Origin of the sequence: Streptomyces pactum (assembly GCF_002005225.1) — a bacterium.
GTDB lineage: Bacteria > Actinomycetota > Actinomycetes > Streptomycetales > Streptomycetaceae > Streptomyces > Streptomyces pactum_A.
Window position 1 is genome coordinate 3,809,589 of the sequence record NZ_CP019724.1, and the last position, 16,986, is coordinate 3,826,574.

Here is a 16,986-nt window from a genome sequence, read left to right on the forward strand (position 1 = left end):
CCTCGGGCCGTCCCCGCTGGTGCGGGGAGGAGAACCGATCAAGGTCCGATCAACGTACGAATCCCCGGGCGGGCGGACACGGCGGTTCCGCCGACGTCACCTGAAGGAGCTACACCGTGAGCCCACGCACCAGCAGATCGATCAGCGCGCAAACGAAGAGGCAGATACCGATGAAGCCGTTGACCGAGAAGAACGCCCTGTTCAGGCGGGACAGGTCGTGCGGGCGCACGATGGTGTGCTCGTAGCCGAACGCGGCCGCGACGATCAGCAGGCCGAGCCAGAAGAAGGCTCCCGCGCCGGTGGCGACGGCGTACCAGGCGAACAGCGCCGTGGTGACCGTGTGGCAGGCGCGGGCGCCCCAGATGGCCGCCGGGACGCCGAAGCGGGCCGGGACCGACTTGACGCCCACCTCGCGGTCGGTCTCGACGTCCTGGCAGGCGTAGATCAGGTCGAAGCCGCCGATCCAGACGCCGACCGCGAGGCCGAGGATCACGGCATCCCAGGACCACTCGCCGCTGATCGCCAGCCAGCCGCCGATCGGGCCCATCGCCTGGGCGAGGCCGAGGATGGCCTGCGGGAAGTTCGTGAACCGCTTGCCGTACGGGTAGACCACCATCGGGATCACCGCGACGGGGGCGAGGGCGAGGCAGAGCGGGTTGAGCAGGGCCGCCGCGCCCAGGAAGACGACGAGGGCGACCAGCGCGCCGGTCCAGGCGTGCTTGACCGACATGGCGCCGGTGACCAGTTCGCGGTGGGCGGTGCGCGGGTTGCGGGCGTCGATCTCGCGGTCGATGATCCGGTTGACCGCCATGGCGAAGGTGCGCAGGCCGACCATGGCGACGGTGACCAGGAGCAGCCGGCCCCAGTGGATGTTCGCGTCCCACTCGTACATCGCGGTGAGGGCGGCGATGTAGGCGAAGGGCAGCGCGAAGACCGAGTGCTCGATCATCACCAGGCGCAGGAACGCCTTGGTGCGCCCCGGCTGCTGCGGCAGCGCGGCGGAAGCAGACGTCACAGTCCGTACTCCTTCCAGCGGCGGTCGACCTTCGCCGCCGTCTCGGGGTCGGACAGCACCATGTCCGGCCAGCCCCCGTCCCGCGTGTACCCCTCCTCGGGCAGCTTCCTCGTGGCGTCGATGCCCGCCTTGCCGCCCCAGAACTGCTGGTAGGACGCGTGGTCGAGATGGTCGACCGGGCCTTCGACGACGGTGAGGTCGCGGGCGTAGTCGGTGTTGCCGAGGGCCCGCCAGGCGACCTCGTGCAGGTCGTGGACGTCGCAGTCGGAGTCGACGACCACGATCAGCTTGGTCAGGGACATCATGTGGGCGCCCCAGATGGCGTGCATCACCTTCTGGGCGTGCTTGGGGTACTTCTTGTCGATCGAGACGATCGCGCAGTTGTGGAAGCCGCCGGCCTCGGGGAGGTGGTAGTCCACGATGTCCGGGACGATGATCTTGAGGAGCGGGAGGAAGAAGCGCTCCGTGGCCCGGCCCAGCGGGCCGTCCTCGGTCGGCGGGCGGCCCACGACGATCGACTGGAGGAGCGGGCGCTTGCGCATCGTCACGCAGTCGATCTTCAGGGCGGGGAACGGCTCCTGCGGCGTGTAGAAGCCGGTGTGGTCGCCGAAAGGGCCCTCGGGGAGCATCTCGCCGGGCTCCAGCCAGCCCTCGATGACGACCTCGGCGTGCGCCGGGACCTGGAGCGGGACCGTCTTGCAGTCGACCATCTCGACCCGCTTGCCCTGGAGGAACCCGGCGAAGAGGTACTCGTCGATGTCGCCGGGGAGGGGGGCGGTGGAGGCGTAGGTCACGGCGGGCGGGCAGCCGAAGGCGATCGCGACGGGCAGTCGCTCGCCGCGCCGGGCGGCGACCTGGTAGTGGTTGCGGCTGTCCTTGTGGATCTGCCAGTGCATGCCGATGGTGCGCTTGTCGTGGCGCTGGAGCCGGTACAGCCCGAGGTTCCGGATGCCCGTCTCCGGGTCCTTGGTGTGGGTGAGGCCCAGGTTGAAGAAGGAGCCGCCGTCGTCCGGCCAGGTGAAAAGCGCGGGGAGCCGGTCGAGGTCCACGTCGTCCCCGTGCAGGACGACCTCCTGGACGGGGGCGCTGTCGCCCTTCACCTTCTTCGGCGGCACGTGCGTCATCGCGCCGAGCTTGCCGAAGGCCTCGCGCATGCCGACGAAGCCCTGGGGCAGCTCGGGGCGGAGCAGCCCGCCGATCTTGTCGGAGATGTCGGAGTACGACTTCAGGCCGAGGGCCTTGAGCAGGCGCCGGTCGGTGCCGAAGACGTTCATCGCGAGGGGCATGTCGGAGCCCTTCACGTTCTCGAAGAGCAGGGCGGGGCCCCCGGTCTTGTTCACCCGGTCGACGATCTCCCCGACCTCCAGGTACGGGTCCACCTCGGCCTTGATGCGCTTGAGGTCGCCCTCGCGCTCCAGTGCCCTGAGCAGCGAGCGAAGATCGTCGTAAGCCATGCCGTCCAGTATCCCCGAGCGGCTACTCTGGCCCTGTAACCGGGGGCCGTGAGCGTCCCCGCCCACCGCTTCCGCTGGAGAGAGGCCCCATGCTCCGGGTGCTGATGTTCCTCGTGCCACTGGCGTTGAGCGTCTACGCGTTCATCGACTGCATCAGCACGAAGGACGAGGACATCCGGCACATCCCCAAGCCGCTGTGGGCGATCCTCGTGCTGCTCTTCCCGCTGGTCGGGTCGATCTCCTGGATCATCGCCGGCAAGAAGCGGCAGCCGGCCGGCTCGTCGACCCGACAGGGCGGCGGCGGGCGGCGGCAGTGGGTCGCGCCGGACGACAATCCCGACTTCCTGAAGTCGCTGGGCGACCAGCCCGGTGGCGCGGACCGGGACCGGGGTGAGGACGGCCCGCAGGACACCGGCCGGAGCGGCCCCGAGGACGACGACGACCGCAAGGACGGCAAGGACGGCAAGCGGGACGAGGCCTGACCCTCCTCTCCGCCGATCCCGGTCCGGACGTCAGATCCTGGTCCAGCGCTGGGAGGCGGAGCCGGTGCATGTCGTGGTCGTCAGGCCGATCATGGACGCCCGACGGTGGAGGTCGGGGCAGCCGCCCGTCGCGTACCGGCCCTCGTGGACGCCGAGGTAGACGCGGCCCATTCCGCCGGCCCCGAGCCGTCCCAGCAGCGGGATCGGTCCGATCCGGCGTGGATCGTCGTGCTCCAGCGGCTCGGCGCCACTGCCCGTGAGGCCGAATCCGGCTTCCCCGTTCGACTCTCTCCCCGTTCACCGGCTGCCGCGGGCTCCAGCGTGGGCGGTCGCGGCCGCAGTTCGAAAGCTACATCTTTAGCATGCCCGCCCCAAGTACGGTCCTGGGAACGCTTGGTGAGGGGGCATCAGATGGTCAGGCCAGCGTCCTGATCCGGGCGGCGGCGAGGGCTTGGTCGAAGGCCCGTACGTCCCGGATGGCGCCGGGGAAGAAGTCGCGGGGCTCCCCGTTGAAGGACGCCCGGCCGATCACGAAGGCGCCGGTGGCGGGGACGGGGTCGGTGTCCTCGACGACCGCCTCCTGGACGCCGTTGACGTACAGCCGCAGCTTGCGGGCCGGGCCGTCGCAGACGCCGGCCAGGTGGGTCCAGACGTTCGCGGCGGGGGCGGTGCGGCCGACGGCGCGCCGGCCGGGGCGGGAGAAGGCCCAGTTGTCGTCCCCGCTGGAGTACTGGAGGTAGAAGCCGCTGGCGGTGGCGCTGTCCTGGCTGACGGCGGTGGCGAAGACGTCCGGTACGGCGCTGAGCCGGACCCAGGCCGTGACCGTGAAACTCCGGCCCGCTCCCGTCTTCAGCACCGGCCCGTCGGTCACGATCTGGCTGCCGGTCCCGTCGAACCCGGCCCCTTGCCCGCCGGACTGCCACGCGACACCGGTCGCGGTGCCGTCGTGCCCGCCCGCGGTGTCCCGCGCGATCGGTCCCGAGGTCTCGTCCAGGGGCCAGCGCCCCACCGCCACCGGAGGGCGGGGGGTGGCGGTGGCGGGCGAGGACGACGGCGCGGGCGCGGTGCCCGGTCCGTCCGGGGTGGTCGGCCGGTTGAGCCAGAACCCCGTCCCGACGCCGAGCGCGGCGACCGCGCCCGCACCGGAGAGCAGGAAGGCCCGCCGGCTACGACGCCCGGGCTCCCCCGGCGCGGTGGGCCGTACGTCCGGCGGGCCGGGCGCCGGCGGCCGTACGTCCGGCGGGCCGGGCGCCGGCGGCCGCACGGCGTCCACCCGGGTGGCCGGGTGCGCCGCGGCGGGCGGGGTGACCAGGGTGGGCGCCGCCTCCGGACCGGTCGGCCGGACGGACGGCGTCCACTGACCGGCGTACGGCAGGGCCGTCGCGCTCTCGCCGCCCAGCGGGCCGACGCGGGCGAGGATGTCTCGGGGGGTCGGACGGCCGGCCGGGTCCTTGCGAAGGCAGTCGCCGATCAGGGAGCGCAGGGCCGTGTCGGTCACGGCGTCCAGGTCGGGGGCGTCGTGCACGACGCGGTAGAGGAGGGCGGGGGTCGGTCCGCCGCCGAACGGGTTGGTGCCGGTCGCCGCGAAGGCCATCACCGCGCCCAGGCAGAAGACGTCGCTGGCCCAGGTGACCTCGTCGCCGTTGACCTGCTCGGGCGACATGAACCCCGGGGACCCCGCCGTGTACCCGGTCCCGGTGATCGACTCGGCGTCGACGCTGCGGACGATCCCGAAGTCGATGACGCGCGGACCGTCCTCGGCGAGCAGCACGTTGGAGGGCTTGAGGTCGCGGTGCACGAGGTGCGCGGCGTGGATGGACACCAGGGCCTCGGCCAGCCCGGCCGCCAGCGCGAGCACGGCCCGCGGGTCGAAGGGCCCCCGCTCGGCGACCGCCTGGTCCAGCGAGGGCCCGGCGATGTAGCTGGTGACCAGCCACGGCAGGGGCGCGTCCGGGTCGGCGTCGACGACCGGTGCGGTGAAGGCCCCGCTGACCCGCCCGGCCGCCTCGACCTCGCGGCGGAAGCGGTCGCGGAACTCCGGCCGGCGCAGCAGTTCGCCGTGCACCACCTTGACCGCGACGAGCCGCCCGCCCGGTGACCGGCCCAGGAAGACGCGGCCCATACCGCCCGCGCCCAGCCGGCTCAGCAACCGGTACTCCCCGACGGAGCGCGGGTCGTCCGGCTCCAGCGCTGACACAGATGCCTCCCGGCGTGCGGTCCCTCCCCGTATGTCTCTCCGTACGGGCAGACCCAGCATAGGTGCGGCTTCTCGCGGCCCGCCCCTGCCGGCCCGCCGGGATCCCGTACGCCGTACGGCCGTTCGGCCGCTGCTCGGGCTTCAGCGGGTGGGTGCGGCGTGCTTCCCGACGGCGGCCGGGGTGACCGGGGTGAAGAAGTTGACCAGGTTGCCGTCGGGGTCGCGGAAGAGGAGCGCACGGTTGCCCCAGGGCATCGTCGTGGGTTCCCTGACGATGTCGTCCACGAAGCCGGTCAGGTTCCGGTGCACGCCGTCCACGTCGTCCACGAGGAACTCGATGATGACGCTGCGGTTGTCGGCCGGGCGGGCGGAGCCGGGGGCGAAGAGCGGCACCGTCCGGGTACTGCCGATCGCGAGGGTGCCCGACGCGGTGCGCAGTTCGGCGAAGTCCTCGGTGGACCAGTCCGCCCGCACTCCGGTGGCGCGCTCGTAGAACTCGACGAGGCGGGCGATGTCGCCCGTGATGATGCGGATCGAGGCGAGGTTCATGGGATCACTCCTGGTCGTCCGGGGCTGTCGTGACCGCACGCTAGGGCGGATATAGGACAGCGCTCGGCCGCCATCGGGGGCTGCGGTGCCTCCTCCGGGCCGTGCGGGGGCCCGGAGGAGGTGGCGCGGTGGCGGCGCGGGGACTGCCGGGAGACCCGGCGCCCGCGCCACCGGCGCCGTCTCGCGCAGCACGCGGTGCTGGATTCCGGTCAGGAGCGGGCCTGGCCCGTCTGGAGCCACAGGTCGCACTTGTGGTCCTGCGGGAAGGCCGTCGACGCCGTGATCGCCTCGGGAGCGAGGTTCTGCACCATCGGATACCGGTGCCAGCGCGGCGCGTCCGCCGCGTACGGGACGCCGGTGTGCGCGAAGTTGGTCCAGTAGCCCAGCATCTTCGCCGCCAGGGCGTTCTGGGCGGGGGTGCCCAAGACACCGCCGAAGACGTACCGGATCTCGGAGCCGTGCGGGGCGCCGAGGGGGAAGCCGATCGGCAGGTCGAGGTAGTCCATGGCGTGGCGGTCGGCGAACTCGTACTGGTAGGAGCGGGTGTGGTCGGCCATCAGCTCAGCCGTGCGGGACTGGAGGCAGGCGAACTGGGAGTCGGTGAGGATCGCGCCGAGGGCCTCGGCGGGGGTGCCGTACTCCGACAACGGGTAGCGGGCGAGGATCGCCTCGGAGCGGTCGCCGTAGAGGGCGCGGACGGCGACCGGGTACCCGGCGGCGGTGAGTTGGCGGCCGGCCAGGTCGTAGGTGGTCGCCACGGTGAGCCGGCCCTCGTCGGCGGTGGTGCCCTGGAGGACGGGGACGCGGTGGAACCGGCCGCTTTCCAGCGCGTCCGTGATCTGGAGCGGGAGGACCCGGCCGTCGACGTTGGGGACCCAGCGGGCGGTGGGGTTCAGCGAGGCGGTGAGCAGCTCGCCGGCCGGCTTGGACCGCAGACAGGCCGCGTCGGCGCAGCCCAGGGAGTCGGCCCAGGCGGCGCCGGTGCGCTGCTGCGACTCCTGGGTGGGCAAGGGGAAGCCGCAGCCCGACTGGGCGATGGCACGGTCGAACAGGCCGAGCGCGCGGGGTGACACCAGGTGCTGGCAGACGCTGCCGCCGCCGGCCGACTCGCCGAAGACCGTCACGTTGCCCGGATCGCCGCCGAACGCGGCGATGTTCTGCCGTACCCAGCGCAGGGCAGCCTGCTGGTCGAGCAGCCCGTAGTTGCCGGAGACGCCCTGCGGCGACTCACCGGCCAGGCCCGGATGGGCGAGGTAACCGAAGGCACCGAGACGGTAGTTGAGGGTGACGACGACCACGTCGCCCCGGGCGGCCAGTTCGCCGCCGTCGTAGAAGGCACCGGAACCGATCGTGAAGCCGCCGCCGTGCATCCACACCATCACGGGCCGGTCGCGCGGGGAGCGCTCGGCGGGCGTGTGGACGTTGAGGTAGAGGCAGTCCTCGTCGGGGGTGCCGGGTCCGGCCAGATCACCCCAGGGGGTGGACGAGTCGGCCTGCATACAGGGGTCCCCGGGGGTCGTGGCGTCCCGGACGCCCGTCCAGCGCGCGGGCGGGGACGGCGGCTTCCACCGCATGTCCCCCACCGGCGGTGCGGCGTAGGGGATGCCGAGGTAGGCGTGGGCGGACTCCCCCGCCTCGCCCCGCACTTGTCCGTACCGGGTGGTGACGGCCGTGTCGTCCGCCGCCGCGGCGGGCGCGGCACCCAGACCGGCCGCCGAAAGCAGGAGAGCGCCGGCCAGCGCTCCCCGTAAGCGGCGCGTCCACGACGGTGACGAGCCTTGCGTCGTCCTCGTCCTGCGTCTCGTGAGCGAAGTGGTCACCGGTACCTCCGGGTACGGGTCGGGTGGTGGCGCGGTCACCGAAGTGTCGGCGCCCCCGCGCGCCCCCGCATCGCGTGAATCACCAGTCCCGCTCACGGCCCGCGGGCGAGCCGTGCTCGAGGGCGTCGGCCGGCCGGCCGCACGTGCACCTCGGCGACTTGCGCCGGGGCCACCCTGCGTGGTTAATGGATCACTCACTGACGGCTCATCAGCCAGCGGAGGGTCGGGAAGACGATGGAGAGCACGCCGCATCAGGAATTCCAGCCACCCGGCCAGAGAAGCCAGCCACCGGGTCAGTACGACATCCCGCCGCCGCCCGCCGTGCCACCGCAGGCCGTGCGGGGCATCGACCTGCGGGTCAGCAAGCGCCTGCTGTGGGTCGGCGCGGCGGCCTACCCCCTGCAGAACATCACGCGGGTGTACACCTTCACCCTGACGCCCCGGCGCAAGGAAGCCACGCTGCTGTTCCTCAGGCGCACGGCACTGATCCTGTCGGTGGCCTTCGGACTGACGATCGTCGCCGGACTGACGGCGCTCGCGGACAGCTCGACGGCCGGCGGCATTCTCACCATCGTCTGGCTGGGGGCCATCGCGGCACTGGTCTTCTGCGTCGTGGAGCTGTTCTCCGTACTGACGGCGCCGGCCCACTACGTCCTGGCGGTGGAGACGTCCGGGCCGTCCATCGCCATGGTGACCAGTGCCGACCCGCGCCACCTCGACCAGCTCGTCGCGCCCATCGTGCAGGCCATCGAGAACCCCGAGGCGGAGTTCCACGTAAGAGTGGAGCAACTCCTGGTCAATCCCAGCAACTACTACTTCGGCGACAACGTCAACATGTACGGCGGATCGGGCAACGTGGGGATGGGGAAGGCATGAGCGGCGACAACTACCACTTCGGCGACAGCGTCAACATGTACGGCGGCACGCACAACACCGGCATGGTGAAGAACACGGCGCCGACCGCCATGGACCCCGAACTGCGCTCCGCCATCGAGGCCTTGACGGCCCAGCTACGGGACCTGCGGGCCCAGGTGCCGCCCCTGTCGGCGCAGACCATCGACGAGTCCCTGCCGGTCCTGGCCCCCGACGCCGTGGTTCAGCCGCAGGCCCGCACCAGCGCCCTGATGGCCGTCGCCGGCGTCGCCGCGACCGCCGGGGCGCTGGGCGTGCCGATCGTGGAAGCGGTGAACGGCATCCTCCAGCTCCTGGGCGCGCGGTAGCGGACACGATGACGGGCCGGCCGCTCTCCCGCCCACCCCGCCCGCGTGCCGGCGGGCGTCCGTGGCCCGGCGCACAGGCTGCGGGCCGGTGATGACCGACGAGCGCCGTCTGCGCACCGTCGACCTGGCCCGCCTGGCCGGGCTCTCGACCCAGCAGATCCGCAACTACGAGGACGCCGGGATCCTTCCCCCGGCCGGGCGGACGGAGTCCGGGTACCGCGTCTTCGGTCAGGCGCACCGGCGGGCGCTGACGACGTACCGGACGCTGCGGCAGGGGTACGAGCCGGTGCCGGCGGCGCGGATCATGCGGACCGTGCACGACGGGGACGTGTCCGGCGCGCTCGCCCTCGTCGACGCGGCGCACGCCGCACTGCACGAGGAGCGCCTCTCGCTGCGGGCCGCGAGTGAGGCGCTGGAGGCGCTGGCGCGGGAGGAGCCCGAGCCGTCGGCCCGCCCGTCCGGCGGCCTGCGCATCGGCGAGGTGGCCGCGCTGATCGGCGTACGGACGTCCGCGCTGCGGGTGTGGGAGGCGGCGGGGCTGCTCGCGCCCGGGCGGGAGCGGGGCACGGAGTACCGCGTGTACGCACCCGCCGACGTCCGCGACGCGCGGCTCGTGCGCACGCTGCGCAGCAGCCACTACCCGTTCGACCAGATCCGTCCGGTTCTGGACGGCCTGCGGCGGGAGGGCGGCAGCGAGGCGCTGCGCGCCGCGGTCGAGGCACGCGGGCGGGCCCTCACCGCGCGGACGCGGGCGATGCTGGCGGGCTCGGGCGCCCTGCACGCGTATCTGGAGCACGCCCGCCCCGAGTGAACGGCCTCCCGGACGGGCCCCGCATCGGCGTTCGAGGAGCCATCCGTTCCGTTGAACAGTGCCGACACACCAGGTGCGCGGTCGCGAGCACGGCATTCCCTTGGTCGGGTCTGTTACATCTGCGAACGGAGAAACCCCTCGTGCGAATGACCGACATCCAGCGCTGCGGGATCCGGCCCGGGCGCCTCGTCGAGTGGACGCTCAGTCCACGCACCCTCGACATCGCGGCAGCACTGCCCGAGGACTCACGCCCGCCGGCGTACATCCAGGAGTCGCACATCAGGACGGCCCGGTCGGTCCGCGAGGACGGCCTGTTCGTGCCGACCTGGCTCGGCGCGGCCTTCGACATCCCGGGCCCGGTCGACCTCGACGTGCTCCAGGAGGCGCTGCGCGTCTGGACCCTGCGGCACGAGACGCTGCGCAGCGGCTTCCGCTGGAGTGGTGACGCCGGGGACGCGATGCGCCGGTTCACCCTGGACGCGGACGCGGTGTCCCTCCACCGTGAGGACGTCGGCGACTTCCCGGACGCGACGGAGCTGACCCGCCACCTCCAGGACCGCTTCGACAGCGTCGCGGACGCGCTGCGCTGGCCCAACCTCATCTACACGGCGGTCGTCCGCGCCGACGGCGTCAGTGTCTACATGGCCTTCGACCACAGCAACGTCGACGCCTACTCCATCTACCGCATCCCCGCCGACATCCACGAGTTGTACGCGGCCGGCGTCGAGGGCCGGACCGTGCCGCGCCCCCGGGTCGGCAGCTACGTCGACTTCTGCGAGGCCGAACGGGCGGACGCGGACCGGGTCGACGGCGGCCACGACGTCGTCTCCCGCTGGCGGGAGTTCATCCGGCGGTGCGACGGGCGGCTGCCCTCCTTCCCCGTCGACCTGGGCGTGGCCCCCGGCGGCCCGCTGCCCGAGCAGCGGCTGCTGCGCGAGCCGCTGGTGGACGCGGCCGACGCCGCCGCCTTCGAGGCGTACTGCCGTCCCTACGGCGGCAGCCTGGTCGGTGTCCTGGCCGCCACCGCGCTCGTCGTCCACGAGATCGGCGGGGAACCCGTCTACCGCACGGTCGTGCCGTTCCACACCAGGTCGCGGTCGCGGTGGTCGGAGTCCGTGGGCTGGTACGTGGGCGGCGCGCCGATCGAGATCCCCGTGGCGCGGGCCCCCGACTTCCCGAGCGCCCTGCGGGCCGTCCGCGCCGAGCTCCAGGCCAACCGGCGGCTGGCCCGGCTGCCGATCGACCGGGTGCTGCGCCTGCTGGGCACGGACTTCCGGCCCACGTCACCGGACCTGTACTCGATCGTGTCCTACGTCGACGCCCGCGATGTCCCGGGCTCCGACCACTGGCCGGACCTGTCGGCGTACGCGCTGCTCAGGGTGTCGTACGGCGACCAGGTGTGCGCGTGGGTGACGCGGCTCCGGGAGGGCCTGTGGTTCGCGAGCCGCTACCCGGACACCGACGTCGCGCACAAGAACCTGCGGCTGTACGTCGAACGGCTGCGGGGCGTCGTCACGAGCGTCGCCCGTCCCCGGTCCCGGTCCCGGTCCGAGTTCTAGTCCGAGTCCGAGTCCGAGTCCGTTCCCGTTCCGTGCCTGTCTCCTGTCCCTGCCACCCGTACGCACGTCGAAGGCCGGCTCCCGTGACGCCGGGTCACCCGGAACCGGCCGGGCGAGGCGCCGGGTTCAGAAACCGACGGACTGGAGGGCGCCCAGGCCCACGTCCGCGTAGGAGTGCTTGCCGGAGACGAAGATGTTGACGCCGTAGTAGTTGAACAGCCAGCAGCCGAAGGCGACCAGGGCCAGGTAGGCGGCCTTGCGGCCCTTCCAGCCAGCGGTGGCGCGGGCGTGCAGGTAGCCGGCGTAGGCGACCCAGGTGATGAAGGACCAGGTCTCCTTGGGGTCCCAGCCCCAGTAGCGGCCCCAGGCGTCGCCCGCCCAGATCGCGCCCGCGATGATCGTGAACGTCCACAGCGGGAAGACGGCGGCGTTGACGCGGTAGGCGAACTTGTCGAGGGAGGCGGCGGCGGGCAGCCGGTCCAGGACGGAGTTGGCGAAGCGGCCGGGCTCGCCGCCGGAGGCGAGCTTGTTCTCGAAGCTGTCCTTGAACAGGTACATGATCGTGGCGACCGCGCCGACGTAGAAGACCGCGCCGCACAGGATCGCCGTGGAGACGTGGATGTACAGCCAGTACGAGTGCAGGGCCGGGACGAGCTGGTCGCTGGCGGTGTACAGGACCTTGACGGCGATACCGAGGTCCAGGAGGACCGTGGTGATCAGCGGGAGGCCCAGCCAGCGGATGTTCTTCCGCAGGGCGAGCAGCACGAGGTACACGCCGACGGCGACCGTCGTGAACGTGATGTTGAACTCGTACATGTTGCCCCACGGCGCCCGCTGCACCGACAGGGCGCGGGTGAGCACGCCGCCGGCCTCGATGGCGAAGGCGAGCACGGTGAGCGAGATGGCGATCCGCCCGTACAGGTCGCCCTGCACGGTGCCGCCGTGCGCGCCGGGCCCGTCGGGCACGTCGCGGGAGCCGGTCGCCGCCCGGACGACGACCTTCGGCCGCTCCAGTACGGCGGTGCCACCGGCCTTGTTCACGGTGACGGCCGGGGCGGCCTTCGCCTCGCCGGTCGCGGTGAGCGCGGCGGCCGTGCGGCCGACCTTGCTGCGGCTGCCGAAGGTCCACTCGGCGATGTAGGCGAGGAAGGCCAGCGTGTAGACCGCCATCGCGGAGTAGATCAGCGTGTTGCTGACGTTCGCGAGGTTTTCGTTGGTCGCGGCGGCCAGATCGGTTGCGGCGGCGAGAGTCACTGCTCAGCCCCTTCGGCAGATACGACGTGGGTGTCGGGGGAATCGGGGGTGTCGTCGTCGTTCTTCGGCGCGTCGGGCGCCTGCCCGTACAGGATCCCGGCGAGATCGCCGAGCTCTTCGGGGACCTTGGCGGACTCGCTGCGTCCGAGACCGGCCATCTCGACGACCGTGACCCCGTCGGCGCCCCGGACGGCCCGCACCCAGACGCGGCGGCGCTGGATGAACAGGGAGCCGGCGAGACCGAGGATGGCGGCGACGGCGCCGGCGAGCGCCCAGCCGCTGGCGGGCTGCTGGGTGATCTGGAAGCCGGCCCACTCCTGGACGCCGTCGAAGGTGACGGTGCCGGCGCCGTTCGGGAGCGTCATGGTCTCGCCGACCTTGAGCTGCTTCTTGAACAGCTCGCCGTCGGAGTCCTTGAACTCCTTCAGGTTGGTCTTGTCGAGCTGGTAGATGCTCTTCGCGAAGCCCGCGTCGACACCGAGGTCGCCGTGGTAGGCGGAGAGCGCCAGCATGGGGTTGGTCAGCGCCGGGAAGGTCGAGAGCATCGTGCTGCCCTCGCCGCCGTAGGTCGGCAGGAAGAAGGCGTTGAAGCCGAGCTGCTCCTTGGCGCCCTCGGCGTTGCGGTAGCCGTCCCGGACCATGACGGCGCCGGAGGAGGTGACGTTGGAGTCCAGCGGCAGCAGGGCGGTCGCCTCGTGGTCCATCACGACGTTGCCCTTGGCGTCCTTGACGGTGAGGATGGGCGCGTAGCCGTGGCTGACGAGGTAGACCTTCGAGCCGTCGATCTCCAGCGGCTCGTTGACCTTGATGGTGGTCGACTTCTCCTCGCCGAAGGCGCCCTCGCTGTAGTCGACCGTGGCCTCGTAGACGCGCGGGGTGCCGCGGTTGGGCCCGGTCGGCTCGTAGGTGCCGTGGAAGTCCTTGAGGGAGAAGCTGAACGGGTCGAGCTGGTCCGGGTCGAAGAGGTTGCCGGACTTGAAGTCGTCGTACTGGGTGAGGGTGTTGGAGAAACCGTCGCCCTCCAGGATCAGCTTGTTGCCCTCGTACTTGAAGAGCTGGCCCCAGGCGAAGGCGATCAGCATCACGATCAGCGCGATGTGGAAGACCAGGTTGCCGGCCTCGCGCGCGTAGCCCTTCTCGGCGGCGACGGCGTCACCGACGGTGTGGGCGCGGAAGCGGCGCTTCTTCAGCAGCGTGAGCGCGGCCTCGCGGACCTGCTCGGGCTCGGCCCCGGTGCGCCAGGTGGTGTAGGCGGGCAGCCGGTTCAGGCGCCGGGGGGCACCGGGCGGGCGGCCGCGGAGCTGGCCGACGAACTGCCAGGTGCGCGGGACGATGCAGCCGATGAGGGAGACGAACAGCAGGATGTAGATCGCGGAGAACCACACCGAGCTGTAGACGTGGAAGAGGCCGAGCTTGTCGTAGAGGGGCCCGAGGATGTCGTGGTTCTCGCGGAAGTCCTCGACCTTCAGGGCGTCGACGCCCTCCTGCGGGATCAGCGAGCCGGGGATCGCGCCCAGCGAGAGCAGCAGGAGCAGCAGCAGCGCCACCCGCATCGAGGTGAGCTGCCGCCAGAACCAGCGGACCCAGCCGACGACGCCCAGGGAGGGGAGGCCCGGTGCCTCCTCCCTGGGGGCGGTGGTGAGCTGGGAGCCGGCGGCGCCGAGGTCCTGGTCCTCGCCGGCCGTCGGGGTGCCCGTCGGGGTGCCCTTCGGGGTCTTGCCCGTGGTGGTCTTGCTCATCGGTCAGATCCCTACAGTGAAGCCGTTGGACCAGGTCTGCATGTCCTGCACGATGCTGTCCCACACGCCCGTCAGCAGCAGCAGCCCGGTCGCGATCATCATGACGCCGCCGACCCGCATCACCCAGACATAGTGGCGTTTGATCCAGCCGAAGGCGCCGAGCGCCTTGCGGAAGGCGACCGCGGCGAGCACGAAGGGCACGCCGAGGCCGACACAGTAGGCGACGGTCAGTATCGCGCCGCGACCGGCCGTGCCCTGCTCGGAGGAGAGGATCAGCACGGAGGAGAGGGTCGGGCCGATGCAGGGCGTCCAGCCGATGCCGAACAGCGCGCCCAGCACGGGGGCGCCGATCAGGCCGTTCACGGGCTTCTTGTGGAAGCGGAACTCGCGCTGGGTGAGCCAGGGCATCAGCCCCATGAAGAAGACGCCCATGAGGATCATGAACGCGCCCAGCACCTTGGTCAGGACGCTCTGGTTCTCCTGGAGCGTCTGGCCGAAGTAGCCGAACAGCGCGCCGCTGGAGACGAACACGGCGGTGAAGCCGAGGACGAAGAGCGAGGCGCCCGCGACCATCCGACCGCGCCGGGCCTCGGCGAGGTCGGTGCCGGTGACCCCGGTCACGTACGACAGGTAGCCGGGGACGAGCGGCAGGACGCAGGGCGAGAAGAAGGAGACGAGGCCGCCGAGCAACGCGATGGGCAGGGCCACCAGCAGGGCGCCGTTGAGCACGGTGCCGTTGGGGCCCTCCGCGGCGAGCGTGGACAGTGCGCTCACGTCACTGCTCCGACTTGGCCGGCTCGCCCGCCGCGCCCGACTCGTCCTTGAGGTACGGGGCGAGCATCTTGCGGAGCTTCTCCTCGCTGAGCGCCTGAAGGGTGCGGGCCGCGACCTTGCCCTCCCGGTCGATGATCAGCGTCGAGGGGATGGCCTGCGGGTTGAGGGTGCCCTTCTCGAAGCGGAGCATCAGCTTGCCGGTCGGGTCGTACAGGCTCGGGTAGCTGACCCCGAACTCCTCCTCGAAGGCGCGGGCCGGTCCGGTGGAGCCGTCGCGGGTGTTGATGCCGACGAACTGGACGCCCTGGTCCTTGACGTCCTGGTAGACCTTCTCGAAGTTCTTGGCCTCGGCGCGGCACGGCGGGCACCAGGAGCCCCACACGTTGAGTACGACGACCTTGCCCTTGTAGTCGTCGACGTCGAGCCGTCCCCCGTCGACCGTCTCGCCGGACAGGTCGGGGGCGTCGGCCCGCTCACCCTTGGCGACGGTCGAGATGCCGTCCGCGCCGGTGACGAAGCCGGTGTTCCCACCGCCGCCCGAGGTGCCGCCGGAGCCGCAGGCGGTGGCGAGCAGCGCGACCGCGACGGCGCCGGTGGTCAGGGCGACACGGCGACGGGCGCGGACGGTACCGCCGCCGCGCAGCGAGCGGTTCGGCAGGCGGTTCGAGCGGTTCGAGCGGTTCGAGCGCAGGGGGGCGCGGCTGGCGGCACTCATGTGAAAAGTTTCGCATGTCCGTTCCGGGGATCTTGCGCACCCCCCTCACGGGCGGAAACCCGCATTTCAGGCGGCGTTGGCGGACGCCTCGCCGCCGGGCTTCCCGGCCTCCTCGAGGAGGGCCCGCCAGCCACCGGCCGGCCGCCGCCCCACCTCGACGGTGCGGAGCCTGGCGAGCACCTCCGGCTTCTGCACGTCCAGCCAGTCGGTGAACTGGCGGAAGGAGACGAGCCGGATGTCCTCGCCCTTCTCCCTCTCCCGCGCGATGTGCTCGAGCGCGTCCTCGACGGCGTCCATGTAGATGCCGCCGTTCCACTCCTCGAAGTGGTTGCCGACGAAGAACGGTGCCCGGTTCGACTCGTATGCCCGCTTGAAGCCCGATATGTACGCCTCGGTGGCCTGCTTACGCCAGCCGGGGTAGTTGTGGGCGGGCGCCTTGGTCGAGTTGACCGACTGGTTGGCGAGGATGTTGTAGTCCATGGACAGCACCTCGAAGGAGTGTCCGGGGAAAGGTATCTGCTGCAACGGCAGGTCCCAGATCCCGTCCTTCTTCGCCGGCCACACCTGACGGCCGCCGGGCGAGGAGGCGTCGTAGCGCCAGCCCAGCTCGCGGGCGGTGGGCAGCAGGTTGTCCTGACCGAGCAGGCAGGGCGTGCGGCCGCCGACGAGTTCCTTGTCGTAGTCGAAGGGCAGGGACGGCAGGTCGGTACAGCCGGTGTTGGTCCGCCACTCCTTCACGAAGGACTTCGCCTGGTCGATCTCGCTGCGCCACTGCGCCGGCGTCCAGTTCCCGACCGAGCCGCTGCCGGCGCAGAAGTGCCCGTTGAAGTGGGTGCCGATCTCGTGCCCGTCCAGCCAGGCCCGGCGGACGTTCTCGAGGGTGTCCTTGATGTGGGCGTCGGTGAGGTAGCCGATGTCCGAGGCACCGCGCCGGTTGTTCGGCGGGTCGTAGAGGCGCTGCTTCGACTCGGGCAGCAGGTACAGGCCCGAGAGGAAGAAGGTCATGTGCGCGCCGTGCTCCCGGGCCAGGTCGAGGAAGCGCGGGAAGAGCCCGTTGCCGACCTCCCCCGCCCCGTCCCAGGAGAAGACGACGAACTGCGGCGGCGTCTCGCCTGGCTCCAGCGGCACGGGCGCGTCCGGCTGGTGCGGCTGCTTGCCGGTGTACGACGTGGAGCCGTCGCCGATGGGCCGCGCGGGAGCCTTGCCGCTGCCCGAAGGCGAGGGCCTCGGGGAACCGCCGGCCTCGTGGGAGCCGTCCGCCGATGCGTGAGAGCCGGAACCGCAGCCCGCGAGCCCGACCGCGGCCGCGGCTCCCGCGCCGAGTCCGAGCATCCCCCTGCGGGTGAGAGTGCGGGTGGAAGTGCGCATCGCAACCTCGTTCGTCGCGTCCTTGGGTG

General features: G+C 71.7%; 16 protein-coding genes. 5 read left to right on the forward strand and 11 right to left on the reverse strand.

All coding sequences use genetic code 11. The features are described from left to right. Positions 1–109: 109 nt before the first annotated feature. Positions 110–1,015 (reverse strand): menaquinone biosynthesis prenyltransferase MqnP, encoded by a 906-nt coding sequence (gene mqnP / locus B1H29_RS15845; protein ID WP_055418505.1) that lies wholly within the window; start codon positions 1,013–1,015, stop codon positions 110–112. Beyond that, on the reverse strand, positions 1,012–2,469 hold the full coding sequence (locus B1H29_RS15850) for a menaquinone biosynthesis decarboxylase (protein WP_055418506.1): 1,458 nt from the start codon (positions 2,467–2,469) through the stop codon (positions 1,012–1,014). Before B1H29_RS15850 ends, mqnP begins: the two co-directional genes overlap by 4 nt. An 89-nt stretch (positions 2,470–2,558) precedes the next feature. Between B1H29_RS15850 and B1H29_RS15855 the strand changes: the two genes are divergently transcribed. Continuing rightward, complete coding sequence (locus B1H29_RS15855) at positions 2,559–2,951, forward strand: PLD nuclease N-terminal domain-containing protein (RefSeq protein WP_055418507.1); 393 nt, start codon at positions 2,559–2,561, stop codon at positions 2,949–2,951. 30 nt (positions 2,952–2,981) lie between these two features. Here B1H29_RS15855 and B1H29_RS38130 read toward each other — a convergent pair whose 3' ends face one another. The 4 genes from B1H29_RS38130 to B1H29_RS15875 all read right to left on the reverse strand — a co-directional run bounded on the left by B1H29_RS38130 (position 2,982) and on the right by B1H29_RS15875 (position 7,517). Beyond that, a complete protein-coding gene (locus B1H29_RS38130) occupies positions 2,982–3,122 on the reverse strand; it encodes a hypothetical protein (protein ID WP_159027828.1) in 141 nt (46 codons plus the stop codon). Between the two features lie 244 nt (positions 3,123–3,366). Next, positions 3,367–5,148 carry a protein kinase domain-containing protein gene (locus tag B1H29_RS15865; protein WP_055418508.1) on the reverse strand — a complete coding sequence of 594 codons (1,782 nt, stop codon included), beginning with the start codon at positions 5,146–5,148 and terminating at the stop codon, positions 3,367–3,369. A gap of 141 nt (positions 5,149–5,289) precedes the next feature. After that, a complete protein-coding gene (locus B1H29_RS15870; RefSeq protein WP_055418509.1) occupies positions 5,290–5,697 on the reverse strand; it encodes a VOC family protein in 408 nt (135 codons plus the stop codon). A 209-nt stretch (positions 5,698–5,906) separates the two neighbouring features. Continuing rightward, entirely contained in the window at positions 5,907–7,517 is a 1,611-nt protein-coding gene (locus tag B1H29_RS15875) for a carboxylesterase/lipase family protein (RefSeq protein WP_055418510.1), read from the reverse strand. Positions 7,518–7,751: 234 nt separating this feature from the next. On the opposite strand from B1H29_RS15875, the gene B1H29_RS15880 reads away from it, so the two are divergent. The 4 genes from B1H29_RS15880 (at position 7,752) to B1H29_RS15895 (ending at position 11,107) form a co-directional block, all read left to right on the forward strand. Continuing rightward, positions 7,752–8,393 carry a DUF6232 family protein gene (locus tag B1H29_RS15880; protein WP_055418511.1) on the forward strand — a complete coding sequence of 214 codons (642 nt, stop codon included), beginning with the start codon at positions 7,752–7,754 and terminating at the stop codon, positions 8,391–8,393. Beyond that, positions 8,390–8,737 (forward strand): hypothetical protein, encoded by a 348-nt coding sequence (locus B1H29_RS15885; protein ID WP_055418512.1) that lies wholly within the window; start codon positions 8,390–8,392, stop codon positions 8,735–8,737. Before B1H29_RS15880 ends, B1H29_RS15885 begins: the two co-directional genes overlap by 4 nt. A gap of 91 nt (positions 8,738–8,828) precedes the next feature. Continuing rightward, on the forward strand, positions 8,829–9,548 hold the full coding sequence (locus tag B1H29_RS15890; protein ID WP_055418513.1) for a TioE family transcriptional regulator: 720 nt from the start codon (positions 8,829–8,831) through the stop codon (positions 9,546–9,548). Positions 9,549–9,688: 140 nt separating this feature from the next. Then, positions 9,689–11,107, forward strand: a complete 1,419-nt coding sequence (locus tag B1H29_RS15895) for a condensation domain-containing protein (RefSeq protein ID WP_055418514.1) — start codon at positions 9,689–9,691, stop codon at positions 11,105–11,107. Positions 11,108–11,233: 126 nt separating this feature from the next. On the opposite strand, the gene ccsB is transcribed toward B1H29_RS15895, so the two are convergent. The 5 genes from ccsB to B1H29_RS15920 all read right to left on the reverse strand — a co-directional run bounded on the left by ccsB (position 11,234) and on the right by B1H29_RS15920 (position 16,957). Beyond that, positions 11,234–12,361 (reverse strand): c-type cytochrome biogenesis protein CcsB, encoded by a 1,128-nt coding sequence (gene ccsB, locus B1H29_RS15900; protein WP_055418515.1) that lies wholly within the window; start codon positions 12,359–12,361, stop codon positions 11,234–11,236. Next, positions 12,358–14,100, reverse strand: coding sequence for a cytochrome c biogenesis protein ResB (gene resB, locus B1H29_RS15905; RefSeq protein ID WP_055418516.1), 1,743 nt, complete (start codon positions 14,098–14,100; stop codon positions 12,358–12,360). Before resB ends, ccsB begins: the two co-directional genes overlap by 4 nt. Before the next feature lie 3 nt (positions 14,101–14,103). Then, entirely contained in the window at positions 14,104–14,874 is a 771-nt protein-coding gene (locus B1H29_RS15910) for a cytochrome c biogenesis CcdA family protein (protein WP_055418517.1), read from the reverse strand. Position 14,875: 1 nt separating this feature from the next. Beyond that, positions 14,876–15,589 carry a TlpA family protein disulfide reductase gene (locus tag B1H29_RS15915; protein ID WP_055418518.1) on the reverse strand — a complete coding sequence of 238 codons (714 nt, stop codon included), beginning with the start codon at positions 15,587–15,589 and terminating at the stop codon, positions 14,876–14,878. A gap of 66 nt (positions 15,590–15,655) precedes the next feature. Further along, positions 15,656–16,957 carry a hypothetical protein gene (locus tag B1H29_RS15920; protein WP_079160246.1) on the reverse strand — a complete coding sequence of 434 codons (1,302 nt, stop codon included), beginning with the start codon at positions 16,955–16,957 and terminating at the stop codon, positions 15,656–15,658. Positions 16,958–16,986 lie beyond the last annotated feature (29 nt).

Coding starts and splice junctions, on each gene's coding strand:
- B1H29_RS15890 (WP_055418513.1), top strand. CDS start 8,829: ATGACCGACGAGCGCCGTCTGCGCACCGTCGACCTGGCCCGCCTGGCC.
- resB (WP_055418516.1), bottom strand. CDS start 14,100: ATGAGCAAGACCACCACGGGCAAGACCCCGAAGGGCACCCCGACGGGC.
- B1H29_RS15855 (WP_055418507.1), top strand. CDS start 2,559: ATGCTCCGGGTGCTGATGTTCCTCGTGCCACTGGCGTTGAGCGTCTAC.
- B1H29_RS15870 (WP_055418509.1), bottom strand. CDS start 5,697: ATGAACCTCGCCTCGATCCGCATCATCACGGGCGACATCGCCCGCCTC.
- B1H29_RS15915 (WP_055418518.1), bottom strand. CDS start 15,589: ATGAGTGCCGCCAGCCGCGCCCCCCTGCGCTCGAACCGCTCGAACCGC.
- B1H29_RS15850 (WP_055418506.1), bottom strand. CDS start 2,469: ATGGCTTACGACGATCTTCGCTCGCTGCTCAGGGCACTGGAGCGCGAG.
- B1H29_RS38130 (WP_159027828.1), bottom strand. CDS start 3,122: ATGGGCCGCGTCTACCTCGGCGTCCACGAGGGCCGGTACGCGACGGGC.
- B1H29_RS15885 (WP_055418512.1), top strand. CDS start 8,390: ATGAGCGGCGACAACTACCACTTCGGCGACAGCGTCAACATGTACGGC.
- B1H29_RS15880 (WP_055418511.1), top strand. CDS start 7,752: ATGGAGAGCACGCCGCATCAGGAATTCCAGCCACCCGGCCAGAGAAGC.
- B1H29_RS15920 (WP_079160246.1), bottom strand. CDS start 16,957: ATGCGCACTTCCACCCGCACTCTCACCCGCAGGGGGATGCTCGGACTC.